We start from the raw sequence: 23,249 nt of genomic DNA on the forward strand, positions 1-23,249 counted from the left end.
CCTTTTTTGGATTAAGGTACCTTGCCTACATAGTGACAAACTCTTCAGAAGACGTCGGATGAATAGCCACACAGGCATCAAAGTCTGCCTTAGTTGCACCCATCTTCATTGCCACTCCAAAGCCTTGAATAATTTCATCCATAGCAAAACCGATACCGTGTAAACCGACTACTTTTTTCTCTTTACCCGCACACACTAGCTTCATTTTAGTGATTTGACGATGAGAGGTCACAGCTGTGTACATAGCGGCAAAACTAGAGTTAAACACTTCAATATCGTCTTCACCATATTTTTCGATAGCTTCTAACTCAGTGAGTCCGATAGTACCAATTGGTGGATGACTAAAGACTACTGTGGGAATTAATTCGTAATCCATGTGCGCGTCGGGTTTATTGTTAAACAGCCGCTCGGATAATAAACGCCCCGCTTTTACTGCAACCGGTGTTAGTTCGATTTTGCCAATATTATCACCCACGGCATAGACGCCGGCGACGCTAGTATTTTGGAATTTATCGACTTTGACATAACCCTTATCATCGAGCTCCACGCCTATTTTATCTAAACCAATTTTATCGTTGGCCGGACTGCGACCAATGGCCCAAATAAAACAGTCGGTTTCGATGCGCTCGCCATCAGACAGGATAACAGTCAGGCTAGCATCATCATTTTTAACTATTTCTTGAATGACTTTGTGGGTATGCAGCGTTGGACCTTCTTCTTTCATAATTTCAACTAAAGTTTCAGAAATCATAGTATCGAAGTTACGCAAAGGGGAGTTTTTACGTACCACCAAATGGGTTTCGCTGCCCAAACTATGTAATACCCCAGCAAGCTCGACTGCGATGTACCCTGCACCCGCCACGACTACGCGTTTGGGTTGTTCTTCTAAGGCAAAAAATCCATCAGACGTAATACCATACTCAGCACCAGGTACTTTATCGATATTCGGCCGCCCACCCGTGGCAATCAAAATATGTTTGGCTGTGTAGTGTTTACCGTCTACTTCTACAGTATTTTTATCTACAAAAGTGGCAAAACCTTTGATAACAGTAATTTTGTTGTTGCCCAATACTCGGTCATAAGAGCCATGAATTCGTTTTATATAGGCTTCGCGGCTAGCAACCAGTTTTGACCAGTCAAACTTATTGATGGTGACATCAAAACCATAATCTGGTGCATATAGATTAATGGCTTCGGCTACTTGTGCACCGTACCACATGGCTTTCTTGGGCACGCAGCCTACGTTGACGCAGGTGCCACCTATGGCTTTGGCTTCGATTAATGCAACCCGTTGCCCATATCTCGATGCTCTATTAGCCGATGCAATACCGCCACTGCCGCCGCCAATACAAATGTAATCGAAGTCTGTTGCCTGTTCTGTCATTGTAACTACCTTATCAAGTGATCTAAAAATCTGTGTCCAAGATAATGGTCTTGGGGCAAAAATAATAGTGTATTTAATCAATCAGGCTAATCGCTTTAATCTAGCTTGGAATAAAAGTAATAAAACTGATTTTGTTACAAACCTTGAGTTTTACCTGTTTTATCCCAATTTCTAAGCCACTAGGACTGAATAAGAGCCCACTATGACCGAACAAAATAGCAATCCATTACAAGATTTATCTGGTTTACCCCTTTTTTCACAAATTAAACCGGAACATATTCAACCTGCAATATTGCAAGCCATTGATAAGTGCAAAGCCAAAATCAATGAGCTATTAAGCCAATCTACATTTACCTGGGACAATTTAGTTGCGCCCATTGAAGAGGTAGAAGACCAACTAAGTAAGCTGTGGTCACCGGTGTCGCACATGAATTCTGTGGTCAGTAACGACGAACTGCGTGAAGCTCACGACGGCTGTCTGCCTGCACTCTCAGAGTTTTCAACCTGGGTTGGCCAAAACAGTGATTTGTATAATGCTTATGTGCACATTCAGCAAAGTGAGCAATTTAAAACGCTTTCTCAGGCTCAGCAGAAAGTAGTTGATCATGCGATTCGCGATTTTCAGTTATCTGGTGTGGCACTTGATGGTGATAAAAAAGACCGTTATGCACAAATCCAAAGTCGTTTATCGGACTTAGGTTCGACCTTTAGTAACAATTTGATGGACGCTACATTGGGCTGGCAAAAGCACATTACTGATGAAGGTTTATTAGCAGGTTTGCCTGAGTCAGCATTGGCTGCCGCAGCACAAACTGCACAAAGCAAAGAGCTTGACGGCTGGTTGTTTACTTTAGATATTCCTAGTTATTTACCGGTCATGACTTACGCCGACAGTCGTGACTTACGTGAAGAAATGTACCGCGCTTATTGTACTCGGGCTTCCGAACAAGGGCCGAATGCGGGACAGTGGGATAATACTGACATTATTAATGAAACCCTCAGTTTGCGTCAGGAAGAGGCCAAACTCCTCGATTTTGCTAATTACGCTGACTATTCTTTGGCCAGTAAAATGGCTAACTCTACTGAACAAGTGAATGGCTTTTTGCATGATTTAGCGAAACGCTCAAAATCACAAGCTCAGCAAGATATGGCGGAATTACGCGCTTATGCACAAGAGCACTTTGCTGAAAGTGAACTCCAAGCCTGGGATATTGCTTACTACGCAGAAAAATTGAAAGAGCAAACCTACAAAATTTCTGATGAACAACTTCGTCCTTACTTTCCAAAACCGACGGTGCTTAAAGGTTTGTTCGAAGTGGTATCACGTTTATATGGTTTGACCATCACCGAACAGCAAAATGTCGATACGTGGCACCCCGATGTGAGTTATTTCTCGATTACAGATAAGCAAGGCGTATTGCGTGGTAGTTTTTACCTGGATTTATATGCTCGAGCCAAAAAACGGGGTGGGGCGTGGATGGATGTCTGTCATAGTCGTCGTATTAAGGCCGATGGCAGTTTGCAAACACCCGTGGCTTATTTGGTCTGCAATTTTACAGGCCCAATAGGGAATAAGCCTGCTTTATTTACCCATGACGAAGTCGTGACCTTATTTCATGAATTTGGCCACGGTGTGCATCATATGTTAACTAAAATTGATGTGAGCGGTGTCTCTGGCATCAGCGGTGTTGCATGGGATGCAGTAGAGCTACCCAGTCAATTTTTAGAAAATTGGTGTTGGCAGCCTGAAGCGCTGAGTTTTATTTCAGGACATTATGAAACTGGAGAGCCTCTACCCCAAGTCTTATTAGATAACATGTTAGCCGCCCGTAATTTCCAATCTGCTATGCAGATGGTGCGTCAGTTAGAACTCAGTTTGTTTGATTTTAACTTGCACGAGCAATTTGTTGATGCACAACAAACGCCGGTGCAAAGTGTATTAGACAATGTGCGCAGTGAAGTCGCGGTCAATGTTCCACCTAGCTTTAATCGTTTTCAAAACAGCTTCGGCCATATTTTTGCTGGTGGTTATGCCGCGGGTTATTACAGTTATAAGTGGGCGGAAGTCTTGTCCTCAGATGCCTTTAGTCGATTTGAAGAAGAAGGGATTTTTAATGCCAAAACAGGTGAAGACTTTTTAACCCATATTCTCGAAATGGGTGGCAGCAAAGAGCCGATGGAATTGTTTGTCGCCTTTAGGGGGCGTGAGCCTGAAGTGGATGCGCTATTGCGTCATTCGGGCATAGCCGCTTGAAAAGCAGCTACGAGTGTCGGGCAAGGAGTTGCGAGCCAAAAAAGTTAAGACAAAAACTTGAAGATTAGGCATGTTAACACCGAGGTTCACGACTCCGTAACGCATGTTATAGATCGTGAACTCAGGGCATTGAATAAACCTGAAAAATAAAAGATTAACACCATGCAAAAATTAGAGAAATTTCAGGCGATTTATCAACGGGCATGTGAGCGCAAGGGCGGTCCAAAAGGGCTTGCCACTATTCTCAGTCAACCCCTTAGTGACAATGAAGTAGCCAAGATTGGCGATGATCGCTTCTTAGCTGAATTTACTAAAAAGGTCTTTCAATCTGGTTTTGTATGGCGGGTAGTGCGCAACAAATGGCCTGATTTTGAACGGCTTTTTTGGGGTTTTGACATCGAAAAATTATTGATGATGCCCGACGAGATGTTAGAAGCAAGAGCACAAGATCCGGCAATTATACGTAACTTCTCGAAGGTCAAAACAATACGAGAAAACGCCTTGATGATTGATAGTGTCAGGCGAGAACATGGGAGCTTTGCCAAGTTTGTGGCTGACTGGCCAAGTGACGATATTATTGGCTTGTGGGCTTATCTTAAAAAATGTGGTGCGCGATTGGGTGGAAATACGGGGCCTTATGCCTTGCGCGCTTTAGGCAAAGATACGTTCCTGTTGTCACGCGATGTTGAAAGTTATTTTCGCCAGCGGGAGATTATCTCTGGTGGTGTGCAAACTAAAAGCAGTCTGAATGCCATTCAGCACAGCTTTAATGACTTACAACAACAGAGTGGCCGTTCGCTGCAAGAGATCAGCATTATTATTGCTAATAGTGTGGGAGATAATTATGTTTAACTTCGAGCTTCGAGCAAGGACAAACTTACGTGAGTTTAATCTAGGGCAAAAAATCAAATCATGAGGAAATGATAATTTAACACTAAGGTTAATTTGACCACTTGTAGGAGGCCCTTTAGGGCCGAAAGAATCAACCACGATTGTGAAATTGATTTGTATGATAGATTTGTCTACTTTGTGCGTAATGTTCGCAGCTGAAGCAGCTCCTACAATTGGCGATAAGTTATAAATTATAGGTTGGTTTGACTACTTGTAGGAGGCCCCGGTAACCGTTGTTATTTAGGGCCGAAAGAATCAACCACCGTCGTGAAATTGACTGGTATGATTGATTTGTTCACTTTGTGCGTAATGTTCGCAGCTGAAGCAGCTCCTACAATTGGCGATAAGTTATAAATTATAGGTTGGTTTGTGCTTTTGTAGGAGGCCCCGGTAACCGTTGTTATTTAGGGCCGAAAGAATCTACCGCAATTGTGAAATTGACTGGTATGATTGATTTGTTCACTTTGTGCGTAATGTTCGCAGCTGAAGCAGCTCCTACAAAAAAATGGGGAGAGGCGGGGTTTTAAGCCCCGATTTCAATCTGTTGTTTCTCTTTATTTCTTAGACCTGTCTCAGTAGGGTAGACCTGCAATCGGGCTATCGATGCTGAACAGCTTCCCTCCTGCAGTTAATAATATGGTTTTATGCTCTGGGCCGCCAAATGCGATGTTGGTGAGTTGCGGCGCAATATCGATAAGCGCTAAGGTAAGGCCTTGGGGGGAAATCACATGCAACTGTCCGGCAGCGTGACTGGTGGCGTATAAGTTGCCCGCACAATCCATGCCCATGCCATCGGGGCCCTCGACTTCAGCGAACGCTTCACGCTGGCCTGTGCTACCGTTAGTATTAATGGGGTATCGACCAATTTTGCCGTCTACATCACCCACATATAGGTAGTGCTGGTCGGCTGATAGGGTTACACCATTGGGTTTACGCAAACTTCCGTCTACTAATGCAACGTCACCTTTGACATTAAAGTGATAAACGCCCGTCATGCCGGTTTGATTTTCTCTGCCGCCGAGTTGCCAGTCAGGATCACTGAAATAAATATCACCACGAGCCGAAATGGCTAAATCGTTTGGCGAATTAAATTGCTTACCTTGGTAATTATCGAGCACTTCAGTTCGGTCTTTGTTTGGCAGACTATAACGAGTCAAACCTTGGTCGTCATGGGTGGTCGCTAAGAGATCTTTGCCATCTGTGGCAAGGCCATTACTGCCCGCATTATCGATAAATACGTTTATTTGTGCGGGTAGAGTTAGACGATGGATTACAGAACGCGGGCCGTTGTCTTGTGGTCCGTTAAAGTCCATTTCTGAAAAGAAAAAGCTATTTAGCGATTCAATCCAAACCGGTCCTTCAAGAAACACAAAGCCCTCAGCCACAAGATTAACTATGCTTTGTGAGGTGATAGTTTGTGAAGCAGCATCTGCACAATAACTTGGCAAACTGCTCGAAGTCGTTTTACTCCCACTTGAATTTGGCTGGCAAGCTGTAAGTAATAAGCTGGTAAAAATAGCGGAGTATACAAATTTCATAAAGTATATGTTGTTAAGAAAACGATTTCATAAGCCTAAAGTATTTTTTTCATTACGCAATATTTTTGCTGATATAGCTTATAAATCTCTAAATATATGCTGGCCAGGTGAAAATCTTTGTTTAACTAGGAGCCAAATATCACCACTAGCAGCGCAAAAATGAAACCCGTTCCGGCTATTTTCAGACCGTTTTTAAACAAAAGGCTTCTTGGTATGAACATTAAAAATGCAGATAAGACAAAAAACAGTAAAGACACCCCAAAACTAATGTTAAGCCAATACAGCGGGCTATTGGTGGTTGCTTTGTGCAGTTTGACTAAATGTCTTATTACAGGTGGATAATCCTTTTCTACAATAGTCGCTATGCCAGTCGTTGTATCATAGTTGCCTTGTGAAAAACGGATAACACTTCCCTCTTGGGCAATAACGCTAAAGTTGCGCAAGCGCAATTCGCTACCCAGTGTTTCTTGACTTAAGTCAGTCGCTAGTTGGCGTAGTTCGGTTTGATCAAATTTCAATACGTCTGTGTTTCTGAAAATTAATAAGACACCACTTGAAGCATAAACGGTCATGATGCCAGCGAGAAAAAATCCTAACCAACGATGCAATTGACGAAACGTATTGTGAGTTTTGGGTGATGGCATAATGAGATTGTCTTCCGTGCGTAATTAAAACGCGCACAGACTAGCTTAATTTTAGGACATGATCGATTAAGATTCGGCATGTTTTCACAATATTTACATTTAAGTTATTTGTGTTAGTTATGACTCAATAATAAAAAAGATGATTTGGTATTGCCTGAGAATGGTGGTGTTATGGACTTCGTTTATGGTCGTTAGCTTAAGGAGTGAATAATGTTTAGTCATATTATGTTGGGCGCAAATGATGTTGCCGAATCGAAAGTTTTTTATGATGCAATTTTGGGTGCCTTGGGTCACAAGCCAGGTGTAATCGATGACAAAGGGCGTTGTTTCTATTTTACTGAGGCAGGCATTTTTGCTTTGAGCAAGCCAATAAATGGCGAAGTGGCGTGTCATGGTAATGGCAGTACGGTTGGATTTGCTGCTAGTTCACCTGAATTGGCTGATGCATGGTATGCAGCTGGGTTAGCGAATGGTGGGATTACCTGTGAAGATCCTCCTGGCATACGCAGTGGCGGTGGTCGTCAACTTTACCTCGCCTATTTGCGTGATCCCTCAGGTAATAAGGTCTGCGCTTTGCATAGAGTGGTTTAAGATTTTGAACTAAATATAACAACAGGCACCTTTAAGGTGCCTGCTGATTATCTTCATTAGAGCAGCTTCAAAATTAATCGCTAATCCGCGCTATGCGTTTAAAAGGCTTATTTGTATCCTATTTGCTTGGATAATCATGCTTTTTTCTGACGGGCATCTAAACATCACAAGATCTGTTGATTATTACCAATCATGTCTGTTGACTGGCTAACAATTTGGGTAAACTACACGCTGGTTTAGTAAGGATATGTCATGAGCGTGAGTAATAACCCACAACAAAACGAAAAAAATGATCAAGATCAAACTCATTTTGGTTTTAAGACAGTTGATAAAACTCAAAAAGTGAACATGGTAAAAGACGTATTTCAGTCGGTTGCGGCTAAATACGATATCATGAATGACTTGATGTCGTTGGGTATTCACCGTTTATGGAAACGTTATACCATCGATTGCAGTGGAGTGCGCTCAGGCCACAAGGTGCTTGATTTAGCTGGTGGAACTGGCGATTTAACTGCGAAATTTTCACGTATTGTAGGTGATAAAGGCCACGTTATTTTAGCTGATATTAACGATGCAATGCTCAAGGTTGGGCGCGATAAGTTGCGTGATATGGGCATAGTCGGCAACGTTGACTATGTGCAAGCTAATGCTGAAGAACTGCCCTTTCCTGACAATACCTTTGATATTATTACCATTGCTTTTGGATTGCGTAATGTTACCGATAAAGACAAGGCTTTGGCCTCTATGTATCGAGTGTTAAAACCAGGTGGTCGTCTACTGGTTTTAGAGTTCTCTAAGCCGAGCAATGAATTGTTAAGCAAAGTTTATGACACATATTCCTTTCACCTATTACCTAAGATTGGCCAGTTAGTGGCTAATGATGCCGATAGTTATCAATATTTGGCCGAGTCTATTCGTATGCACCCTGCACAAGAAGTGCTAAAGGAAATGATGCAAGCGGTAGGCTTTGAGCAAACCACTTATCAAAACCTAACTGGTGGCATTGTAGCTTTACATCGGGGTTTTAAATTTTAATGCCAGCTGCGCAATTACTGAGTTCCGGTTTAGAGCAGGTGCTGAATAAGCTGTTAAAGCTTGACCCAGATAGCGCCCCCAAATTACGTAAGTTGCAAGGGCGCAACCTACAAGTGCGAGTACGCGAACTTCCTTGGCCCTTAATATTCCATTTTTCTGATGACATTAGCTTAGGCATTGTTTTGCATGAGGAAAGTGAGGGGAAACGCGCAGATTGTTTGATTGAATTAAATCTTGAAACTCTGCCCTTATTACAAGATAGCAGTCAATTGTCATCTCTCATTCAACAGCAAAAACTCATTCTTGTCGGTGATATCTATGTGGCGCAGAGTTTTAGTAACTTAATCAAAGAGTTAGATATTGACTGGGAAGAGCAACTTGCCAAACTCAGCGGTGATGTTTTTGCTCATCAAACCTTCAGTAGCGTAAAATCGCTTATGGCCGAAGGTAAAGACTTTTTCCAGCAAAGTCGTGACATATGGGCTGAGCGTTTAACCAAAGAGGGCGCTGTGGGTATTAATCAAGGTGAACTTGAGCAATTTAGTGAAGAAGTAATTAAAGTTCGTAGCGCCACCGAGCGCTTAGCTGCCAGATTGGCGATCCTTGAAAAAGCACACAAGGCTTAATACTGCGATGAGAATTTTACGTTTATATCATATTAATAAAGTGCTTTTGCAACACGGTTTGGATGAACTTATTCCACCCAGTTGGTTACCGTGGTATGCAAAATTAGGGCGTTACGGTTTCTTTTGGTTACGCAATAAACATGCTGACAAATCACAAGGCGTAAGAATTCGTTTAGCACTGCAAACCTTGGGGCCAGTATTTATTAAATTTGGCCAAATGTTGTCAACTCGTAAAGACCTTTTACCCATTGATATCGCCAACGAATTAACCATTCTGCAAGATAAGGTTGCTCCTTTTGACAGTGCAGTGGCAGAACAAATAATACTTAAATCGCTTGGCTTGCAAGCCATTAGTGACTTGTTTAGTGATTTTGAGCCCAGACCTTTGGCCTCTGCATCTATTGCCCAAGTACACACCGCCACACTAAATGGCAAAGAAGTGATCATTAAAGTTATTCGCCCTGATATCAAACGCACGATTGAGTCAGATATCGAATTAATGCGCACCGTCGCCGTGGCGCTGCAAAAATTACTGCCTGATGGTAAACGTTTACGCCCAGTTGAAGTAGTCGAAGAATACAAGCGCACTATAATTGACGAGTTGGACTTAACCCATGAAGCCGCCAATGGCATTCAGTTTAAGCGTAATTTTGAAGGGTCTGATGCCTTATACGTGCCGACTATATATAGCGACTATTGCCACAAAAATGTGATGGTCATGGAGAGAATTTACGGCACCCCTATTTCAGATATTACCCAGCTTAATGTCTTAAATACCAACATGAAAAAGTTGGCAGAACGCGGTGTGGAAGTCTTTTTTACTCAGGTCTTCCGCGACAGCTTTTTCCACGCTGATATGCATCCAGGTAATATTTTTGTATCTACCCTAAACCCTGCTGATCCGCAATATATCACCATTGATTTTGGCATTGTGGGTACCTTAAATAGTGAAGACAAGCGCTATTTAGCTGAAAACTTTATCGCTTTTTTTAACCGTAATTATCGCAAAGTAGCGCAATTACATGTGGACTCTGGTTGGGTGCCTTCAGATACTGATATTGATGATTTTGAAGCGTCAATTCGCCGAGTTTGTGAGCCAATATTTCAAAAGCCATTGGCAGAAATCGAATTTAGTAATGTTTTACTGCAGCTATTTAATACTGCCAGACGGTTTAATATGGTCATTCAACCACAGTTGGTGTTGTTGCAAAAAACCTTGTTGTATATAGAGGGTTTAGGCCGTCAACTCTATCCTGAGTTGGACTTGTGGAAAACCGCTAAGCCTTTCCTTGAAAATTGGATGAAAGAGCAGATCGGTGTAAAAGCCATGTACAGCAAAATTAAAGCAAATATGCCGTATTGGTCAGAAAAACTGCCTGAAATGCCTGATTTGATTTATGACACACTGAAACAAGTTAAAACCTTACCTGAGCAACACCGAATACAATTTGAACAATGGCAAGCGCGACAAAATCAACAAACTAAACGTATGCAATATATTGTAATAGGTTCGACCTTATTTATTGTTAGTGCGATTGTACCGCTTTATCAAAACCATTGGTGGGTAAGCGCGGGTATTGCGGCCACAGGATTGCTTAGTTGGTTAATTGCATTTAATACCAAACTGGATTAAGCGCTTTTAAGTTCTCGCTCAGTCACCATTGAGCAAGCTGCAGCTGTGTTGCTAAGGGGTAACGAAGACTATATTTGGCCAAAGTATCCTTCGACACGCAGCCCAATGCCGTAAGAAGCAGAAAAAGCTTCATCTTTACGCCAAGTTACATAGGGTTCCATTTCGAAAAACAGCCAATCACGCAGTGCATTAATGCGCCAACGAGAGCTGACTAAATATTCCTCCAAATGGTAGTTGGGTTGACTCAGGCCCTCTATATATAGGCCGCAAATCAAGGCATTTTTTTCATCTATTTGCACTAGATTTTGCCAACTATGCTGCCATAACCAATCATTGGTTCTGTCGCGAAAGAAAAAGCGGTTATTAAACCGAAACAGAGAGCTTGGCGTAAACACATAGCCGTAACTGGCTGCTAATTCAGCACCAAAACCATCGCTGCTGTAATAGTAGACCGAACTTTCTAGCCTTAAATCTGACTGCTCGCTAAAACCCAATATCGTGCGATAACGACTTTTAACAAAAGGTTGTAAACGTCGCCCAATACCAATGCGATGCGATAAACCACTGTCAGGTTTGGCCTTCCATTGCAAAGCTAAACTAAAGCGATTTTGCTGATTTTTGTTATCCAAGTTAGTATTTTGCAATAAGTTATCGGGTTGTTCATCGTCGTAGTCAGAAACGACTAGATCTACCCGATTTTTAAGGTTAGGTAATTTATAACGTAGCTTGATGCGACTTTCGAATTGATTTAAGTCACGACTTCTTGGATTCCAGCCTAGTTGGATTCGTGCTTCGCCCAAGGCGCTCTCTGATAAACTATTTTGATCAATCATGAAAAATTCATCAAACCACAAAGCGGATTCATTAACTGAATCCGTAATGTTTTCATGCAAAGAATCTAGCCACGGTCTTTGTTGTTCGTCACAAAAACTTGGCTTACTCACTAGGGTGAGTATAAAAATTGGAAAAAGCCTGAATAACGGTTTCACTTTGTTACTGATCCTGTATCGTAAGCGCTCTATTAGATTAACTTATTTTCTTTATAAATATTTAGAAAAATTTTTAAACATCAAATCCAGTGACCTTTTACCATTGCTACGTATAATAGGCGCATACTGAATTTAGGAGTGAGTTATGTTTGGCATCAGCGTTCCACAATTATTAATTATTTTGGGTATTATCGTGTTGTTATTTGGCACTAAGAAACTACGTGGTTTAGGTGGTGATCTTGGTTCGGCCTTCAAGGGTTTTAAAAAAGCTATGGGCGAGGATGACAAAGAAGACAAAGAAGACAAAGATGACGCAGATTTTCCAGCCAAAGATAAGGTTGAAGATAAATCTAAGGCAACATCTACGGCCACTCAAACTCAGACGAGTGAGCAAAAAGAGCATAAGTAATGTTTGATATCGGCTTTTTTGAATTGCTCTTAATTGGCGTAGTTGCTTTGGTTGTTTTGGGTCCGGAAAAACTGCCTGGCGCTATTCGCTCTACGATAAAAACGGTGCGCTCAATCAAAGGCATGGCTAATGGCTTTCGCCAAGAAGTTGAACAGCAATTCAAAATTCAAGAATTACATGAAAATTTGAAAAAAGCTGAAGAACAAAACATGGAAAATTTATCGCCTAAGTTACAAGAAACGGTAGATGAACTTCGTAATGCGGCTAAGTCCGTGCAAAAACCGTATTCTAAAGAGTAATGATAGATGGCTGAACCCAATAGCTTGATTGCTCATCTAATTGAGCTCAGAAGCCGCGTGCTAAAAGCCGTTGCCAGTGTTTTTATTGTGTTTCTTTGTTTGGTTTACTTTGCCAATGATCTCTACCATTGGTTAGCGACGCCCTTGCAAGACGTATTGCCTGACAATGCACAGATGATTGCAACTGACGTTGCTTCTTCATTTTTTGCCCCCTTTAAATTGACAATAGTCTTATCATTTTTTATTGCCATTCCCATGGTGTTGTATCAGATTTGGGGTTTTGTGGCGCCCGGCTTATACAAAAATGAAAAACGCTTAGTTGCTCCATTATTACTCTCTAGTACTTTATTATTTTATGCCGGAATGGCGTTTGCTTATTACGTGGTTTTTCCGCTGGTTTTTGCGTTCTTTACTAGCGTGATACCAGAAGGCGTAGTGAATAATACCGACATCACTAGCTACCTCGATTTTGTCTTAAAAATGTTTTTTGCCTTTGGTTTGTCTTTTGAAATTCCTGTTGCCATTGTATTAATGTGTTGGACGGGGATGACTACGCCTGCGGCATTGCGGGCTAAACGGGCTTATGTAGTGGTTGGTGCTTTTGTGTTAGGTATGCTGCTAACCCCACCAGATATTATTTCGCAAACCTTGTTAGCCGTACCGATGTGGATTCTATTTGAATTTGGCGTCATTGTTGGTGGTTTTTATACTCGAGCCAAGGACGATGAGAAAGAGGAGAATGGAGTCGAGTGAAGCGTTTAATAGTAGTGTTAACGGTCGGTGTAACTACTTTATTAATGATGCAAAACGCAGTGGCTCAATCTGCTCTCACTTTAATTATTCAACAGCCAGTGACGAGTACATCCCAACTCGAAGCGCTTGCAAATACCGAACAGATGGGCTTATCTGTGACGAGAGAGGCACTAAGCAGAATAGGGTCTGATATCGCTAAAATAGCACAAATTCGTTTGGGTAAACGGGTCAAATAATAATGGATTGGTTTGATATAGGTGTGAATTTATCCAATGGACGAGTGGCTATAGAACCTATAATAGCCAGAGCCTCGGCAGTTGGTGTGAATACCATTATGCTGACCGGTACGTCTGTTAGTGAAAGTCAAAAAGCGCTTGATTTGTGTTTGATCCATGCTAATTCGCTTTATAGTACCGCTGGCGTGCACCCTCATTACGCTCAAGATGTTAGTGACGATTTTATTGAACAGCTCCGGCAGATAGCCAGTCATAAACAAGTTGTGGCAATTGGTGAATGTGGTTTGGATTTTAATCGTAATTTTTCGTCAAAAGCAGATCAGCTTAAAGTATTTGAACAACAGTTAGTTTTAGCTGTGGAATGTAAAAAACCGGTTTTTTTACACGAGCGTGAAGCCTTTGCAGAGCAAATACACTTACTCAGAAAATATCGCGGTAGCTTAGTGGGTGGCGTTGTGCATTGTTTTACCGGTAACCTTGAGCAAATGCAGGCTTATTTAGCTCTTGATTTGTATATTGGAATAACCGGTTGGGTTTGCGACAGTAAACGCGGCCAAGACCTGCAAGAGGCGGTTAAACATCTTCCTCTGGACAGGTTGTTGTTAGAGACAGATAGCCCTTACTTAAGACCCAAAGGCCTGCCCAATAATCGTAAGGTTGACCGTGGGAGTAATGAACCCGCCTATTTACCTTTTATCGCCGAACAACTAGCCAATATCATGGAGCATGAGCTGGATGTGGTACAAGCCCATAGCGTAGCCAATGGTCGCACATTGTTTGGTGTTCTTGGAGAATGTTAGCGTGATGCAGTCTGACACCTTGCAAGTAAAGATTAATAGTAACTGGTTATTTGTGGTTGCAGTGATGTTCTGTGTGATTATGGGCCTCATCTATCCGAATATACAAAGTTCAGCTAGTTCAGCCTACAGCCGAGTGACAGGCATAGAGTATTTGGTTGATGCTGATAATCAATATTCAGCCAATATGCTCATGCAAAATGAGACGCAAACGTGGCAAAGTGATCCGCAAGGTCTGCAGTCTTTTGGAATGTCTGCTGCCCCTTACTGGTTTAAATTTACCCTGCCACAAGTGGATACGCAGCGGAATTGGTTACTTCAGGTGGGTTATCCCTTACTTGACCACATCTCAGTATGGTTTGAAGATAATGGCAAAATTTTAGCTGAATACCATAGTGGTGATACCCTACCGTTTGCGCAAAGACCGATAGAGAATGAGCGGTTTTTGTTCCCTGTACCCCAAGCTGAACAATTAATTACCGTTTATATTCGGGTGCAAACTACTGGTGCTTTGCGCCTGTCTGTCGATGTGTGGCCCGAATCCAGTTATCTCAGTTTTGCCAGCGAATATAACTTGGTAATGGGGCTGTTTTTAGGTTTTATGTTGGCGATGGCCATCAGTAACCTGTTCTATTTTGTGACCACCAAGGTTAGCACCTTTGCTGTTTATGCGGGATATGTAGTGTTTTTGGCCTTGTCATTGGCTAGCCTACATGGCTTTGGTTATAAACATATTTGGCCAGAGTCGCCTTGGTTTCAGCAACATGCCTTGCCCATATTTGCCAATTTGACTATTGCATTTTCGATCATCTTTTGTGACTTGTTGCTTGGTGTGAAGCACTACAGTGTGAGGTTGTGTCGTTTATTACGATTGCTTGCACTGCTTTATTTTGCCTGCGTGCTCTTAAGTCTATTTTTACCTTTATCTTTGTTAAATAGTGGCTTTTTAGTGATGTTACTGGCCAGTGGCGCACTAATATATGGCGTTGGTATTTGGTTATGGACTAAGGGTGTGAGTTTAGCCGGTGTTTATACTCTGGCATGGAGCGTATTGTTTTTTGCCGGTTTTATCATCTGTTTAGATAATCTAAATATTGTTAAGTTAGATCTGCCATCCGATTATTTAATGATCCTCGGCGCAGCTATTGAAACACTCTTATTGGCCTTAGTATTGGCGATTAGTAACAACCAACAACGGCAAGCTTTACAACAAGCTCAAAGCGAATTGTTAAGCAAAGCCATACAAGAAAAACAAAACCAAGATGATATGTTGGCCTTGCAAGAAAATACCCAAGAAGAGCTGGAATATAAAGTACAAGAACGTACCTTGGAGTTAGAAATAGCCTTGCGTGAATTATCTGAAACTAATCGCGAACTACAAGAAAAAAATACTATGGACGCGCTCACTGGCGTGCGTAATCGCAGTTATTTTGACAAAAAATATATCGCTGAAATTCGTCGCAGTCGTCGTGAGCGCACGCAGCTCTCCATTGTTATGGTAGATATCGATTATTTCAAAAAGATTAATGATCAGTACGGCCATTTAGTTGGCGATGAATGCATTATTGCAGTCGCTCGCACATTAAAAAGTGCACTAAAACGCCCCAGTGATGATTTATGCCGCTACGGTGGTGAAGAATTTGTGTTGGTGTTACCAAGCACAGAATTAAGTGGTGCCACTGCACTGGTAGAGCAAGTTAGACAACAAATCGAGAGTCAAATAATTCAGGCTGATGGTCATAAAATTCAACTAACCGTAAGTGCAGGTGTTGCTACGGCGGTGGCTAATCCTCATGAGCCAGAGGATGCCATATTAGCTGCAGCAGATGCGCAACTCTATCTGGCCAAAAATGCCGGTCGCAATAATGTTAAAGGCATTGTTTTAAACGCCAGTGACGAATAAATATAGGACAACGATATGGTAGAACACTTTTCTTCAACAAGAATGCGCCGACTTAGACAGCATGATTACACGCGTAAGTTAGTCGCAGAACATCAGCTTAATCCACAAGATCTTATTTACCCTATGTTTGTCATTGAAGGGGTAAATCAACGTGAAGCTATCGCGTCAATGCCTGGCATTGAACGAGTCACAATAGACTTGTTGATTGAGGAAGCAAAAGAGTTGGTTGATTTGGGTATACCGGCCATTGCCTTGTTTCCAGTGACGCCCGCAGACCTTAAATCTTTATCTGCCAGTGAAGCGTTTAATCCGCAGGGCCTAGCCCAAAGAGCAGTAAGAGCATTAAAGCAAGCCGTGCCAGCTATTGCGGTGATTACTGATGTGGCTCTCGACCCTTTTACCACTCACGGTCAAGATGGCATCATCGACGATCAGGGCTACGTAATCAACGATACCACGGTCGAAATCTTAGTAAAACAGGCCTTGTCTCACGCTGAAGCGGGTGCTGATATTGTGGCACCTTCGGATATGATGGATGGTCGTATCGGTGCCATTCGTCAGGCGCTTGAATCCCAAGGTTATGTTAATACCTGCATCATGGCTTACTCTGCAAAATATGCCTCGAGTTATTACGGACCCTTTAGAGACGCTGTTGGTTCAGCAGGTAATATAAAAGGGGGAAATAAAAAGAATTATCAAATGGATCCGGCTAATTCCGATGAAGCGATGCGTGAAATTGCCCTAGATATTCAAGAAGGTGCCGACATGGTTATGGTCAAACCGGGTATGCCTTATCTAGACATAGTGCGGCGGTGTAAATCTGAATTTAAGGTGCCCACTTTTGCCTATCAAGTCAGTGGTGAATACGCGATGCACAAAGCGGCTTTTGCTAACGGTTGGTTAAAAGAAGACGAAGTCATATTAGAGTCATTGTTGGCATTTAAACGTGCCGGCGCCGACGGCATTTTAACCTATTTTGCCAAACAAGCGGCGCGCTTACTGCAGAAAAAGTAAAAGAAAGAAGCGCCGAGCAAAATAGCTACCAAGTTTTTTGTTAATCGCTAAGCGTACTAAGCTGAACTCGGAATTGATTATTTTGAGTTCAGCTTATCTAAGGGTTATCTGGGATCTGCTTCTTGCACCTTAGGTTTGTCGGTAAAAGGGGTGATACCAAATTCTGGATAGACTTCGCTAGGGTAGTAAAAAATTCCCCCACGTGAGACTAAACTAATAGTTTTGATGGCTTTGAAATCTTCTACAGGATTGCCTGGCACTAAAAAGAAATCGGCTAGGTTACCTGCTTCAATGCTGCCACGGTCAGTATAACCAAGATAATTCGCCATATCATAGCTGCCAAGTTTTAGCAGCTCTGCAGGGCTATAACCAAGTTCTTGATATAATTCTAATTCTCGGTGCAAATTAAATGCGCCGCCCAAGTCGGTGCCAGGCACAATCAAAATTCCACGCTCTTTCATCATTTTTAAGGTAGTGACAATCTTTTGGTAAGCCATCCGATAGGCTTGATCTTGCTCTGGGCTGGTAATTTTAGCCATGGATACTTTTGCGCTGCGTTGTACCGCAGGCGGCATATGCTCTATGTAGTCTTTTACTCCAGCTCGGGTTTCTCCGTTACGTGATAGTAATAAATATTCATGGATAGCCAGCGTGGGATCATGGGCAACATGATTGTCTACCATCAGTTTAAGCGTGTGTTGAACTGGAGCACTTTCAAGATCTAGTGCAGGCAGGCGATCCAGTGCCGTCAGGCGTAAAAGCGTGCGGGTATCTTCGTCGGGCTCTAGTACCCAACCTAGCATGATTTGATTGATGTGAGTTAACTCATCATAGCCAGCGAGGATCATCTGATCGGCATTAGAAAAAGCCGGCACATGCCCCGATACTCGCATGCCTAACTCTTTTGCCCGTTGTGCAATGGCAGGCACCCATTGACCCTGCATACTGTTGTAGATTTTTATACCAGAAAAATGGTTTTCTGCGTAAGTATTGACTGCTGCTAAGGCTTGCTCTTGGTTTTCTACCAATATGCCATTGTTGTTGTTTGAAGGACTTTTGCCCTCAATCATGCCATAGCGGGTAATTCTAGGGCCGGCGAGAATTCCAGTATCTATTTTTTCTTTCAGTTCATTTAATACGCCGAGTGAGTTGCCCATATCTCTGACAGATGTGATACCGGCTAACACGTTCATAAGACTGTCATCATCGCCAGTGTGGCTGTGCATGTCATAAAGGCCGGGTACCAACGTACCACCTGCTCCGTCAATGTCGGTTTCGTAGTCTTGTGTGGCTTCTGATATTAATGCGATATGGTCAATGCGACCATCTTTCACCACAACAGACACCGGCTCTGAAAGACTGAGTTTTTGCGGTTCAAAAATTCGTACATTACGAATACGTACAGCGCCATCGTATCGATGGGTATATTTGGCTTGTATCGCCTCAAAACGTTCAGTGGAATATTTTGCTGAAAGGGCGCGCAACTCAGCTTCATTGTTTTCAAAGCCCTGCCTGATAATAATGAAACGGGGGGTGATATATGCAAAAAGCTGTTGTTGAGCGTCAAGGATAAAATATTCAGGATCTAAATCTACCCCAGCAAGGGCGTAACTACTGAGCGACAGAGTAACGTTAGCGCTTTCAATATTCAGCTCTTCCAACTTTTTAAGAGACAATTGGCCGGCGGGGAGGGCAGGCATTGTAAGGTTTTCAGTTTGTAAAAGTGCTGTTGCCAATACAAAAGCACTATAGGGACTGCTATTTTGCGGCACATAAAGGGCTGATTTATCCAATGATGCTTGACCGTTGCCAGTCGCATCTAGCCATGTGGCTTGGCCTGCAGTTATATCCATCTGCTCAGTGATAAGATTACCAAATGTGGTATTACCGCTTATCTTCCAATGAGTAGGTATTCCTTGGCTATCAAGAGTCAGGCTCTCTTGATAAGCAGGACCACGACCATTGCTCTTATAGTCATAATCTACCTGAGTATCCTTACCTTGCTGGTTTACCTTTAAATATCCGACTTTGTTACCGTTAAGCATGACAGTAAATGAGCTTAGGCTTTGCTCCATTGAAGAATTTGGAGCCTCTATCGTTGGTTCTGAACAGGCAAATAATAGAACGAATAGTGCACCACAGATTAACTTACGCATGATAAAAACTCCTTTGAGAACAAAGCACTTTGAAAGCTTTGCAGCTGATTAAATACTGAACTCTAGTATCATCAATTCGCCGCAGAATTTAGTGTATAGCGCTTAAGAAAATTAAGCAAAGCACTGCGCATATTGAGGTTAAAGCGAGGGGGGATCTATGGTGAAAATCGTCTTTTGCTTACAGCTTGTTGCCGTTTTAAACCTTTGACAAGACTTATCATGTCTACTTTGTGAGGTGTATCAGGCTTCGTTAAACAAAACTGCGAGTTGATCCAGAAAAAATATAAAACTGTAATGAATATCATGAATAATCGTCAATTAATAAAACATCATCTTATAGGCCTGTCACTGCATGAACTGCTCAGGTATCGCTTATTGTTTTGTGCCAGCCAATCAAATGAAGATATTGAGTTAGATATAAAGGACCTGTTTAAACATCCCGGTCGCTTACAAACCAGCTATGTTGATAATTGGCTTAAAGATATTCTACGGGCATTGTTTATCAAGCTTGATGGTGAGTTGTGCTCATTGATGCAGGTCGAAAAAAGCGTTAGCGAGTTACTAAATGAGCAATTGTTTACAGCGAAAGACCAACGCACTTTATCTATATTTGAGGACTTTTTGGCAAGTGAAAACAGTGATAATGTTGTTTTTCTTCATCAAGCGTTGCAGCAACGGCTAAATAAGAATTAGATTTTTGCTAGTTGCTAGTTGCTAGTTGCTAGCGACACTCTAACTTCCAACCAACTTTATGTTGTTGCCACTTTTCATTGGCAAGTTCAGCATCAATTAAAGGATGGTCTTTTAGCCACCCTTCGGGGAAAGTAAGGTTCCAACAACCGTCTTCAATATTAACTTTTATCTTGGGAAGTAACTTATCTTTACGACGAATCGACAGCAAACAAGCCAAGCGAACTATGCGTAAAATAACAATAAGCTTGTCATGTATGTCGGATTGAAAAGGTTTAAAATCTGCGAGTTTGATATCACCGCGATGGTTGAGGACTAATACCCTAACGCCATTTTGTAATTGTTGGGTGTAACCAACCATAGGCACATGTGACAAAATATAAGCGCCGTGTTTGTGGTGTTGTTTATATTCAATATGTAAACCTAACTCATGCAACATTGTGGCGGCAATTAATGCGGCTTCACAATCGACTTTCTTCAAATTGAGCTGATGTTGTACCTGTTTAAATAAAATCAGTGCGAGGTTTTTGACTCGGTGTGCATGTTCTGCATCAATATGGAATTGCTTGATCATTTGCTCAAGGGTTTGGGTGCGTCGGTCATTTTGTTGCATATTGTCTAACATGCCGTAAATGAGACCTTCGCGCAGTGCCCCTGTGGAAATTTGCATATGTTGAATATTAAGTTCTTCAAACAAAGCAATTAAAATCGCCAGTCCACTGGGAAATATGGCTCGTCGTGACTCTGTTAGGCCGACAATATCCAATTGCTCAATGGAGATGCAATCGATGCACTGTTGTTTTAGGTTGTATAGATAGTCTAATCGAATGGAGTCACTGATACCTTGGGTGATCAAAATTTCAGTTATGGCTTGTGGCGTGCCAGATGCACCCAAACATTGCTGCCAGTCAAAACTAATAAAGTCATTTTTAACCGGCCCTAACAGGACTTTGGCATTTAAAATGGCTTCTGCAAAGGCTTCTTCAGTGATTAAATCGTCACTAAAATAACGTTCTTTAAAGGTCACACAGCCCATATTTAAACTGACTAAATGAATGGGATTCATGTCATTACCGACAATCACCTCTGTGCTTGCGCCACCAATATCAATTACCAGTGAATTACCTTGGTTAGCTGAAGTGTAGGCCACACCTAAGTATATTTGACGAGCCTCTTCTACACCTGAAATAACATCAATTTTATGATGCAGAATCTCTTCGGCTTTGTCTAAAAACTGCTGAGCATTACTTGCCAGTCTGAGAGTTGCCGTACCAACAACTTTGATATTCGCTAGAGGAATATCCTGTAACCTTTCGGCAAATGTTGCTAAACATTGCCAGCCCCGTTCCAGACTCGCGTCATCTAAATGCATGTTGTCATCTAAACCTGCAGCTAATCTGACTTTTTGTTTAACCTTACCAATAATAGACACGCTGCCCGCAGAGACTCTCACAATGACCATGTGAAAGCTGTTGGAGCCTAAATCAACCGCGGCATAAAGCTGCTCTGGTTGATTAAATGGAATGGCTATATCGGTTTGACTATTCATTTATGTCGCTGAGGTCTAGGTCCTGACGGTCGTTTAGGATGGTTTCTGCCGCTTTGCATACGCTTTTTAAAACGCGGAGCAGGCGGAGTAACATCCCGTATTAAGGTGCTGGGATCATATTCAGTTACCGCAATTGAATGTTCAACATAAGTTTCAATGGCTGGTAAATTGAGCGCGTATTTTTCACAAGCAAAACTAATCGACTTGCCGCTCTCACCAGCGCGACCTGTTCGGCCGATTCGGTGAACATAATCTTCAGCATCATCTGGCAAATCATAGTTAATCACATGACTGACCATTGGAATATGTAATCCGCGGGCTGCAACATCAGTGGCAACCAGAATATCCAATACCCCAGTAGTGAAATTTTCTAAGATTTTCAAACGCTTATTTTGTGGTACATCGCCACTTAACAAACCGACTCGATGACCATCAGCTTGTAACCAATCAGCTACTTTCTCACAGCTGTGTTTGGTATTAGCAAAAACTATGGCTTTATCAGGCCATTCTTCTTCCATTAAGCTAAGTAATAAGGGCATCTTATCTTCATCAGAAGGATAAAATAACTCTTCTTCAACTCGTTCAGCCGTCTTGCGTTCGGGTTCAATTTGCAAATGAGTAGGATTGTTCATATGTTCATAGGCAAGTTCTTGAACGCGATAAGATAGCGTGGCAGAAAATAACATACTTAATCTTTCAGTCGCTTTGGGCATGCGGTTGAATAAAAAACGGATATCTTTTATAAAACCTAAATCAAACATGCGGTCAGCTTCGTCGAGCACAGCTACTTGGATACCTTCAAGCGAAAATATATTTTGCTTGTAGTAGTCAATAATACGACCTGTAGTGCCGATAATAATATCGACACCTTTTTGTAAACTATCGCGTTGACTTTCATAACCCTCGCCCCCATAAATGAGACCAAGGGATATGCCCGTGTGCTGGCTGAGCAATTCTGCGTCATTAAATATTTGTACCGCTAGCTCACGGGTTGGTGCCATTATAATGGCCCGCGGTTGTTTTTTATTTGGCTGCGGATTAGCCAGTAAGTAGTGAAATGTTGCTACCAAAAAGGCGATGGTTTTACCGGTTCCCGTTTGAGCTTGGCCTGCGATGTCGTGGCCAGCTAATAAAGTTGGTAAACTCAAAGCTTGAATGGGCGTGCAATGATTAAAATTCGCTGCACTTAGCGCCTTGATGACTTGCTCATTTATGGGCAAATCTGAAAATTGTGTTTCAGTTAAATGTGTTGTTTGCATAGCTTATAGCTTATCTGTGCTTGCATTAAAAACCAGTTTCTATATAACAATCATGACCGCGCTGAATAAATTCAGCGAGAGAAAAAATTACGGAGAAAAGAATGAGCGACAAAATTATCCAGTTGACTGACGATAGTTTCGAGGCCGATGTAATCAATGCTGCTGGTCCTGTGTTGGTTGACTTCTGGGCGGAATGGTGTGGTCCGTGTAAAATGATTGCGCCAATATTGCATGAGGTTGCTGACGAATTCGAAGGCAAAGTAACAGTTGGCAAGCTTAATGTCGATGAAAATAACGAAACGCCACCAAAGTTTGGTATTAGAGGCATTCCAACTCTTTTATTGTTTAAAGGTGGAAACGTTGCGGCGACTAAAGTGGGTGCCTTATCTAAATCACAATTAGTTGAGTTCATAAATAGTAATATTTAAGCTCACTAAAGCTGAAAAAAATCAAAAAGCCTAGCTGTGCTAGGCTTTTTTTGTTTCTCGCTTAAGTAATAAAGACCTTAATTGTTGGCTATTTAACCAGTAATAACTCAAAAATTTATAGATTTTGCACAGTTTATTTGACACAAGGCCAGACAAAGCGCATATTTTGGC

General features: G+C 42.0%; 22 protein-coding genes. 15 read left to right on the forward strand and 7 right to left on the reverse strand.

Features of this window, described 5'->3' with window-relative positions; translation table 11 throughout:
* Window positions 1-25: 25 nt before the first annotated feature.
* Window positions 26-1,384, reverse strand: a complete 1,359-nt coding sequence (gorA, locus tag ABKW31_RS18080; protein WP_348617989.1) for a glutathione-disulfide reductase — start codon at window positions 1,382-1,384, stop codon at window positions 26-28.
* Between the two features lie 202 nt (window positions 1,385-1,586).
* On the opposite strand from gorA, the gene prlC reads away from it, so the two are divergent.
* Together prlC and ABKW31_RS18090 are read left to right on the forward strand one after the other, a co-directional pair.
* Window positions 1,587-3,638: an oligopeptidase A gene (gene prlC / locus ABKW31_RS18085; protein WP_348617990.1), complete on the forward strand. Its 2,052-nt coding sequence runs from the start codon at window positions 1,587-1,589 to the stop codon at window positions 3,636-3,638.
* 162 nt (window positions 3,639-3,800) lie between these two features.
* On the forward strand, window positions 3,801-4,490 hold the full coding sequence (locus ABKW31_RS18090; RefSeq protein ID WP_348617991.1) for a DNA-3-methyladenine glycosylase I: 690 nt from the start codon (window positions 3,801-3,803) through the stop codon (window positions 4,488-4,490).
* Window positions 4,491-5,101: 611 nt separating this feature from the next.
* Here the strand turns inward: ABKW31_RS18090 and ABKW31_RS18095 are convergent.
* On the reverse strand, window positions 5,102-6,067 hold the full coding sequence (locus ABKW31_RS18095) for an SMP-30/gluconolactonase/LRE family protein (protein ID WP_348617992.1): 966 nt from the start codon (window positions 6,065-6,067) through the stop codon (window positions 5,102-5,104).
* A 125-nt stretch (window positions 6,068-6,192) separates the two neighbouring features.
* The gene (locus ABKW31_RS18100; RefSeq protein WP_348617993.1) at window positions 6,193-6,711 is read right to left on the reverse strand and encodes a hypothetical protein; all 519 of its coding nucleotides are present in this window, start codon (window positions 6,709-6,711) and stop codon (window positions 6,193-6,195) included.
* A 210-nt stretch (window positions 6,712-6,921) separates the two neighbouring features.
* Between ABKW31_RS18100 and ABKW31_RS18105 the strand changes: the two genes are divergently transcribed.
* The 4 genes from ABKW31_RS18105 (at window position 6,922) to ubiB (ending at window position 10,596) form a co-directional block, all read left to right on the forward strand.
* Complete coding sequence (locus ABKW31_RS18105) at window positions 6,922-7,302, forward strand: VOC family protein (RefSeq protein WP_348617994.1); 381 nt, start codon at window positions 6,922-6,924, stop codon at window positions 7,300-7,302.
* A 252-nt stretch (window positions 7,303-7,554) separates the two neighbouring features.
* Complete coding sequence (gene ubiE, locus ABKW31_RS18110) at window positions 7,555-8,337, forward strand: bifunctional demethylmenaquinone methyltransferase/2-methoxy-6-polyprenyl-1,4-benzoquinol methylase UbiE (RefSeq protein WP_348617995.1); 783 nt, start codon at window positions 7,555-7,557, stop codon at window positions 8,335-8,337.
* Window positions 8,337-8,963 (forward strand): SCP2 sterol-binding domain-containing protein, encoded by a 627-nt coding sequence (locus ABKW31_RS18115; protein ID WP_348617996.1) that lies wholly within the window; start codon window positions 8,337-8,339, stop codon window positions 8,961-8,963. The genes ubiE and ABKW31_RS18115 overlap by 1 nt, the downstream gene beginning before the upstream one ends.
* Before the next feature lie 7 nt (window positions 8,964-8,970).
* Window positions 8,971-10,596, forward strand: a complete 1,626-nt coding sequence (gene ubiB, locus ABKW31_RS18120) for a ubiquinone biosynthesis regulatory protein kinase UbiB (RefSeq protein ID WP_348618041.1) — start codon at window positions 8,971-8,973, stop codon at window positions 10,594-10,596.
* A 68-nt stretch (window positions 10,597-10,664) separates the two neighbouring features.
* Here the strand turns inward: ubiB and ABKW31_RS18125 are convergent, their stop codons facing one another.
* Window positions 10,665-11,585 carry a hypothetical protein gene (locus ABKW31_RS18125; RefSeq protein ID WP_348617997.1) on the reverse strand — a complete coding sequence of 307 codons (921 nt, stop codon included), beginning with the start codon at window positions 11,583-11,585 and terminating at the stop codon, window positions 10,665-10,667.
* A 145-nt stretch (window positions 11,586-11,730) separates the two neighbouring features.
* Here ABKW31_RS18125 and tatA point away from each other — a divergent pair, with 145 nt between their 5' ends.
* Genes tatA through hemB form a run of 7 tightly spaced genes read left to right on the forward strand, consistent with a single transcriptional unit; the run spans window position 11,731 to window position 16,996 of the window.
* Window positions 11,731-11,994 (forward strand): twin-arginine translocase TatA/TatE family subunit, encoded by a 264-nt coding sequence (tatA, locus tag ABKW31_RS18130; RefSeq protein WP_348617998.1) that lies wholly within the window; start codon window positions 11,731-11,733, stop codon window positions 11,992-11,994.
* Complete coding sequence (tatB, locus tag ABKW31_RS18135; protein ID WP_348617999.1) at window positions 11,994-12,293, forward strand: Sec-independent protein translocase protein TatB; 300 nt, start codon at window positions 11,994-11,996, stop codon at window positions 12,291-12,293. Before tatA ends, tatB begins: the two co-directional genes overlap by 1 nt.
* 6 nt (window positions 12,294-12,299) lie before the next feature.
* A complete protein-coding gene (gene tatC / locus ABKW31_RS18140) occupies window positions 12,300-13,046 on the forward strand; it encodes a twin-arginine translocase subunit TatC (RefSeq protein ID WP_348618000.1) in 747 nt (248 codons plus the stop codon).
* On the forward strand, window positions 13,043-13,282 hold the full coding sequence (locus tag ABKW31_RS18145) for a hypothetical protein (protein WP_348618001.1): 240 nt from the start codon (window positions 13,043-13,045) through the stop codon (window positions 13,280-13,282). The genes tatC and ABKW31_RS18145 overlap by 4 nt, the downstream gene beginning before the upstream one ends.
* Window positions 13,283-13,284: 2 nt before the next feature.
* Entirely contained in the window at window positions 13,285-14,082 is a 798-nt protein-coding gene (locus ABKW31_RS18150) for a TatD family hydrolase (RefSeq protein ID WP_348618002.1), read from the forward strand.
* Window positions 14,083-14,086: 4 nt separating this feature from the next.
* Complete coding sequence (locus tag ABKW31_RS18155) at window positions 14,087-15,982, forward strand: diguanylate cyclase (protein WP_348618042.1); 1,896 nt, start codon at window positions 14,087-14,089, stop codon at window positions 15,980-15,982.
* Between the two features lie 15 nt (window positions 15,983-15,997).
* Window positions 15,998-16,996, forward strand: coding sequence for a porphobilinogen synthase (hemB, locus tag ABKW31_RS18160; RefSeq protein ID WP_348618003.1), 999 nt, complete (start codon window positions 15,998-16,000; stop codon window positions 16,994-16,996).
* Window positions 16,997-17,100: 104 nt separating this feature from the next.
* Here hemB and ABKW31_RS18165 read toward each other — a convergent pair whose 3' ends face one another.
* Window positions 17,101-19,152 (reverse strand): amidohydrolase family protein, encoded by a 2,052-nt coding sequence (locus tag ABKW31_RS18165; protein ID WP_348618004.1) that lies wholly within the window; start codon window positions 19,150-19,152, stop codon window positions 17,101-17,103.
* A gap of 303 nt (window positions 19,153-19,455) precedes the next feature.
* On the opposite strand from ABKW31_RS18165, the gene ABKW31_RS18170 reads away from it, so the two are divergent.
* Entirely contained in the window at window positions 19,456-19,845 is a 390-nt protein-coding gene (locus ABKW31_RS18170) for a hypothetical protein (protein WP_348618005.1), read from the forward strand.
* 28 nt (window positions 19,846-19,873) lie between these two features.
* On the opposite strand, the gene ABKW31_RS18175 is transcribed toward ABKW31_RS18170, so the two are convergent.
* Together ABKW31_RS18175 and rhlB are read right to left on the reverse strand one after the other, a co-directional pair.
* The gene (locus ABKW31_RS18175; RefSeq protein WP_348618006.1) at window positions 19,874-21,391 is read right to left on the reverse strand and encodes a guanosine-5'-triphosphate,3'-diphosphate pyrophosphatase; all 1,518 of its coding nucleotides are present in this window, start codon (window positions 21,389-21,391) and stop codon (window positions 19,874-19,876) included.
* Window positions 21,388-22,650 carry an ATP-dependent RNA helicase RhlB gene (gene rhlB, locus ABKW31_RS18180; RefSeq protein WP_348618007.1) on the reverse strand — a complete coding sequence of 421 codons (1,263 nt, stop codon included), beginning with the start codon at window positions 22,648-22,650 and terminating at the stop codon, window positions 21,388-21,390. Before rhlB ends, ABKW31_RS18175 begins: the two co-directional genes overlap by 4 nt.
* 101 nt (window positions 22,651-22,751) lie before the next feature.
* Between rhlB and trxA the strand changes: the two genes are divergently transcribed.
* Window positions 22,752-23,078 carry a thioredoxin TrxA gene (trxA, locus tag ABKW31_RS18185; RefSeq protein WP_306021099.1) on the forward strand — a complete coding sequence of 109 codons (327 nt, stop codon included), beginning with the start codon at window positions 22,752-22,754 and terminating at the stop codon, window positions 23,076-23,078.
* Window positions 23,079-23,249: the final 171 nt, after the last annotated feature.

This window comes from Paraglaciecola sp. 25GB23A (assembly GCF_040012495.1).
Classification (GTDB): Bacteria; Pseudomonadota; Gammaproteobacteria; order Enterobacterales; family Alteromonadaceae; genus Paraglaciecola.

Bases quoted from the DNA above. Each gene is read 5' to 3' on its own strand.
- hemB (WP_348618003.1), top strand. From the start codon at position 15,998: ATGGTAGAACACTTTTCTTCAACAAGAATGCGCCGACTTAGACAGCAT.
- ubiE (WP_348617995.1), top strand. From the start codon at position 7,555: ATGAGCGTGAGTAATAACCCACAACAAAACGAAAAAAATGATCAAGAT.
- tatC (WP_348618000.1), top strand. From the start codon at position 12,300: ATGGCTGAACCCAATAGCTTGATTGCTCATCTAATTGAGCTCAGAAGC.
- ABKW31_RS18090 (WP_348617991.1), top strand. From the start codon at position 3,801: ATGCAAAAATTAGAGAAATTTCAGGCGATTTATCAACGGGCATGTGAG.
- ABKW31_RS18095 (WP_348617992.1), bottom strand. From the start codon at position 6,067: ATGAAATTTGTATACTCCGCTATTTTTACCAGCTTATTACTTACAGCT.
- ABKW31_RS18100 (WP_348617993.1), bottom strand. From the start codon at position 6,711: ATGCCATCACCCAAAACTCACAATACGTTTCGTCAATTGCATCGTTGG.
- ABKW31_RS18150 (WP_348618002.1), top strand. From the start codon at position 13,285: ATGGATTGGTTTGATATAGGTGTGAATTTATCCAATGGACGAGTGGCT.
- ubiB (WP_348618041.1), top strand. From the start codon at position 8,971: ATGAGAATTTTACGTTTATATCATATTAATAAAGTGCTTTTGCAACAC.
- ABKW31_RS18165 (WP_348618004.1), bottom strand. From the start codon at position 19,152: ATGCGTAAGTTAATCTGTGGTGCACTATTCGTTCTATTATTTGCCTGT.
- ABKW31_RS18115 (WP_348617996.1), top strand. From the start codon at position 8,337: ATGCCAGCTGCGCAATTACTGAGTTCCGGTTTAGAGCAGGTGCTGAAT.
- prlC (WP_348617990.1), top strand. From the start codon at position 1,587: ATGACCGAACAAAATAGCAATCCATTACAAGATTTATCTGGTTTACCC.
- trxA (WP_306021099.1), top strand. From the start codon at position 22,752: ATGAGCGACAAAATTATCCAGTTGACTGACGATAGTTTCGAGGCCGAT.
- gorA (WP_348617989.1), bottom strand. From the start codon at position 1,384: ATGACAGAACAGGCAACAGACTTCGATTACATTTGTATTGGCGGCGGC.
- ABKW31_RS18175 (WP_348618006.1), bottom strand. From the start codon at position 21,391: ATGAATAGTCAAACCGATATAGCCATTCCATTTAATCAACCAGAGCAG.
- ABKW31_RS18170 (WP_348618005.1), top strand. From the start codon at position 19,456: ATGAATAATCGTCAATTAATAAAACATCATCTTATAGGCCTGTCACTG.
- ABKW31_RS18155 (WP_348618042.1), top strand. From the start codon at position 14,087: ATGCAGTCTGACACCTTGCAAGTAAAGATTAATAGTAACTGGTTATTT.
- rhlB (WP_348618007.1), bottom strand. From the start codon at position 22,650: ATGCAAACAACACATTTAACTGAAACACAATTTTCAGATTTGCCCATA.
- tatA (WP_348617998.1), top strand. From the start codon at position 11,731: ATGTTTGGCATCAGCGTTCCACAATTATTAATTATTTTGGGTATTATC.
- tatB (WP_348617999.1), top strand. From the start codon at position 11,994: ATGTTTGATATCGGCTTTTTTGAATTGCTCTTAATTGGCGTAGTTGCT.
- ABKW31_RS18105 (WP_348617994.1), top strand. From the start codon at position 6,922: ATGTTTAGTCATATTATGTTGGGCGCAAATGATGTTGCCGAATCGAAA.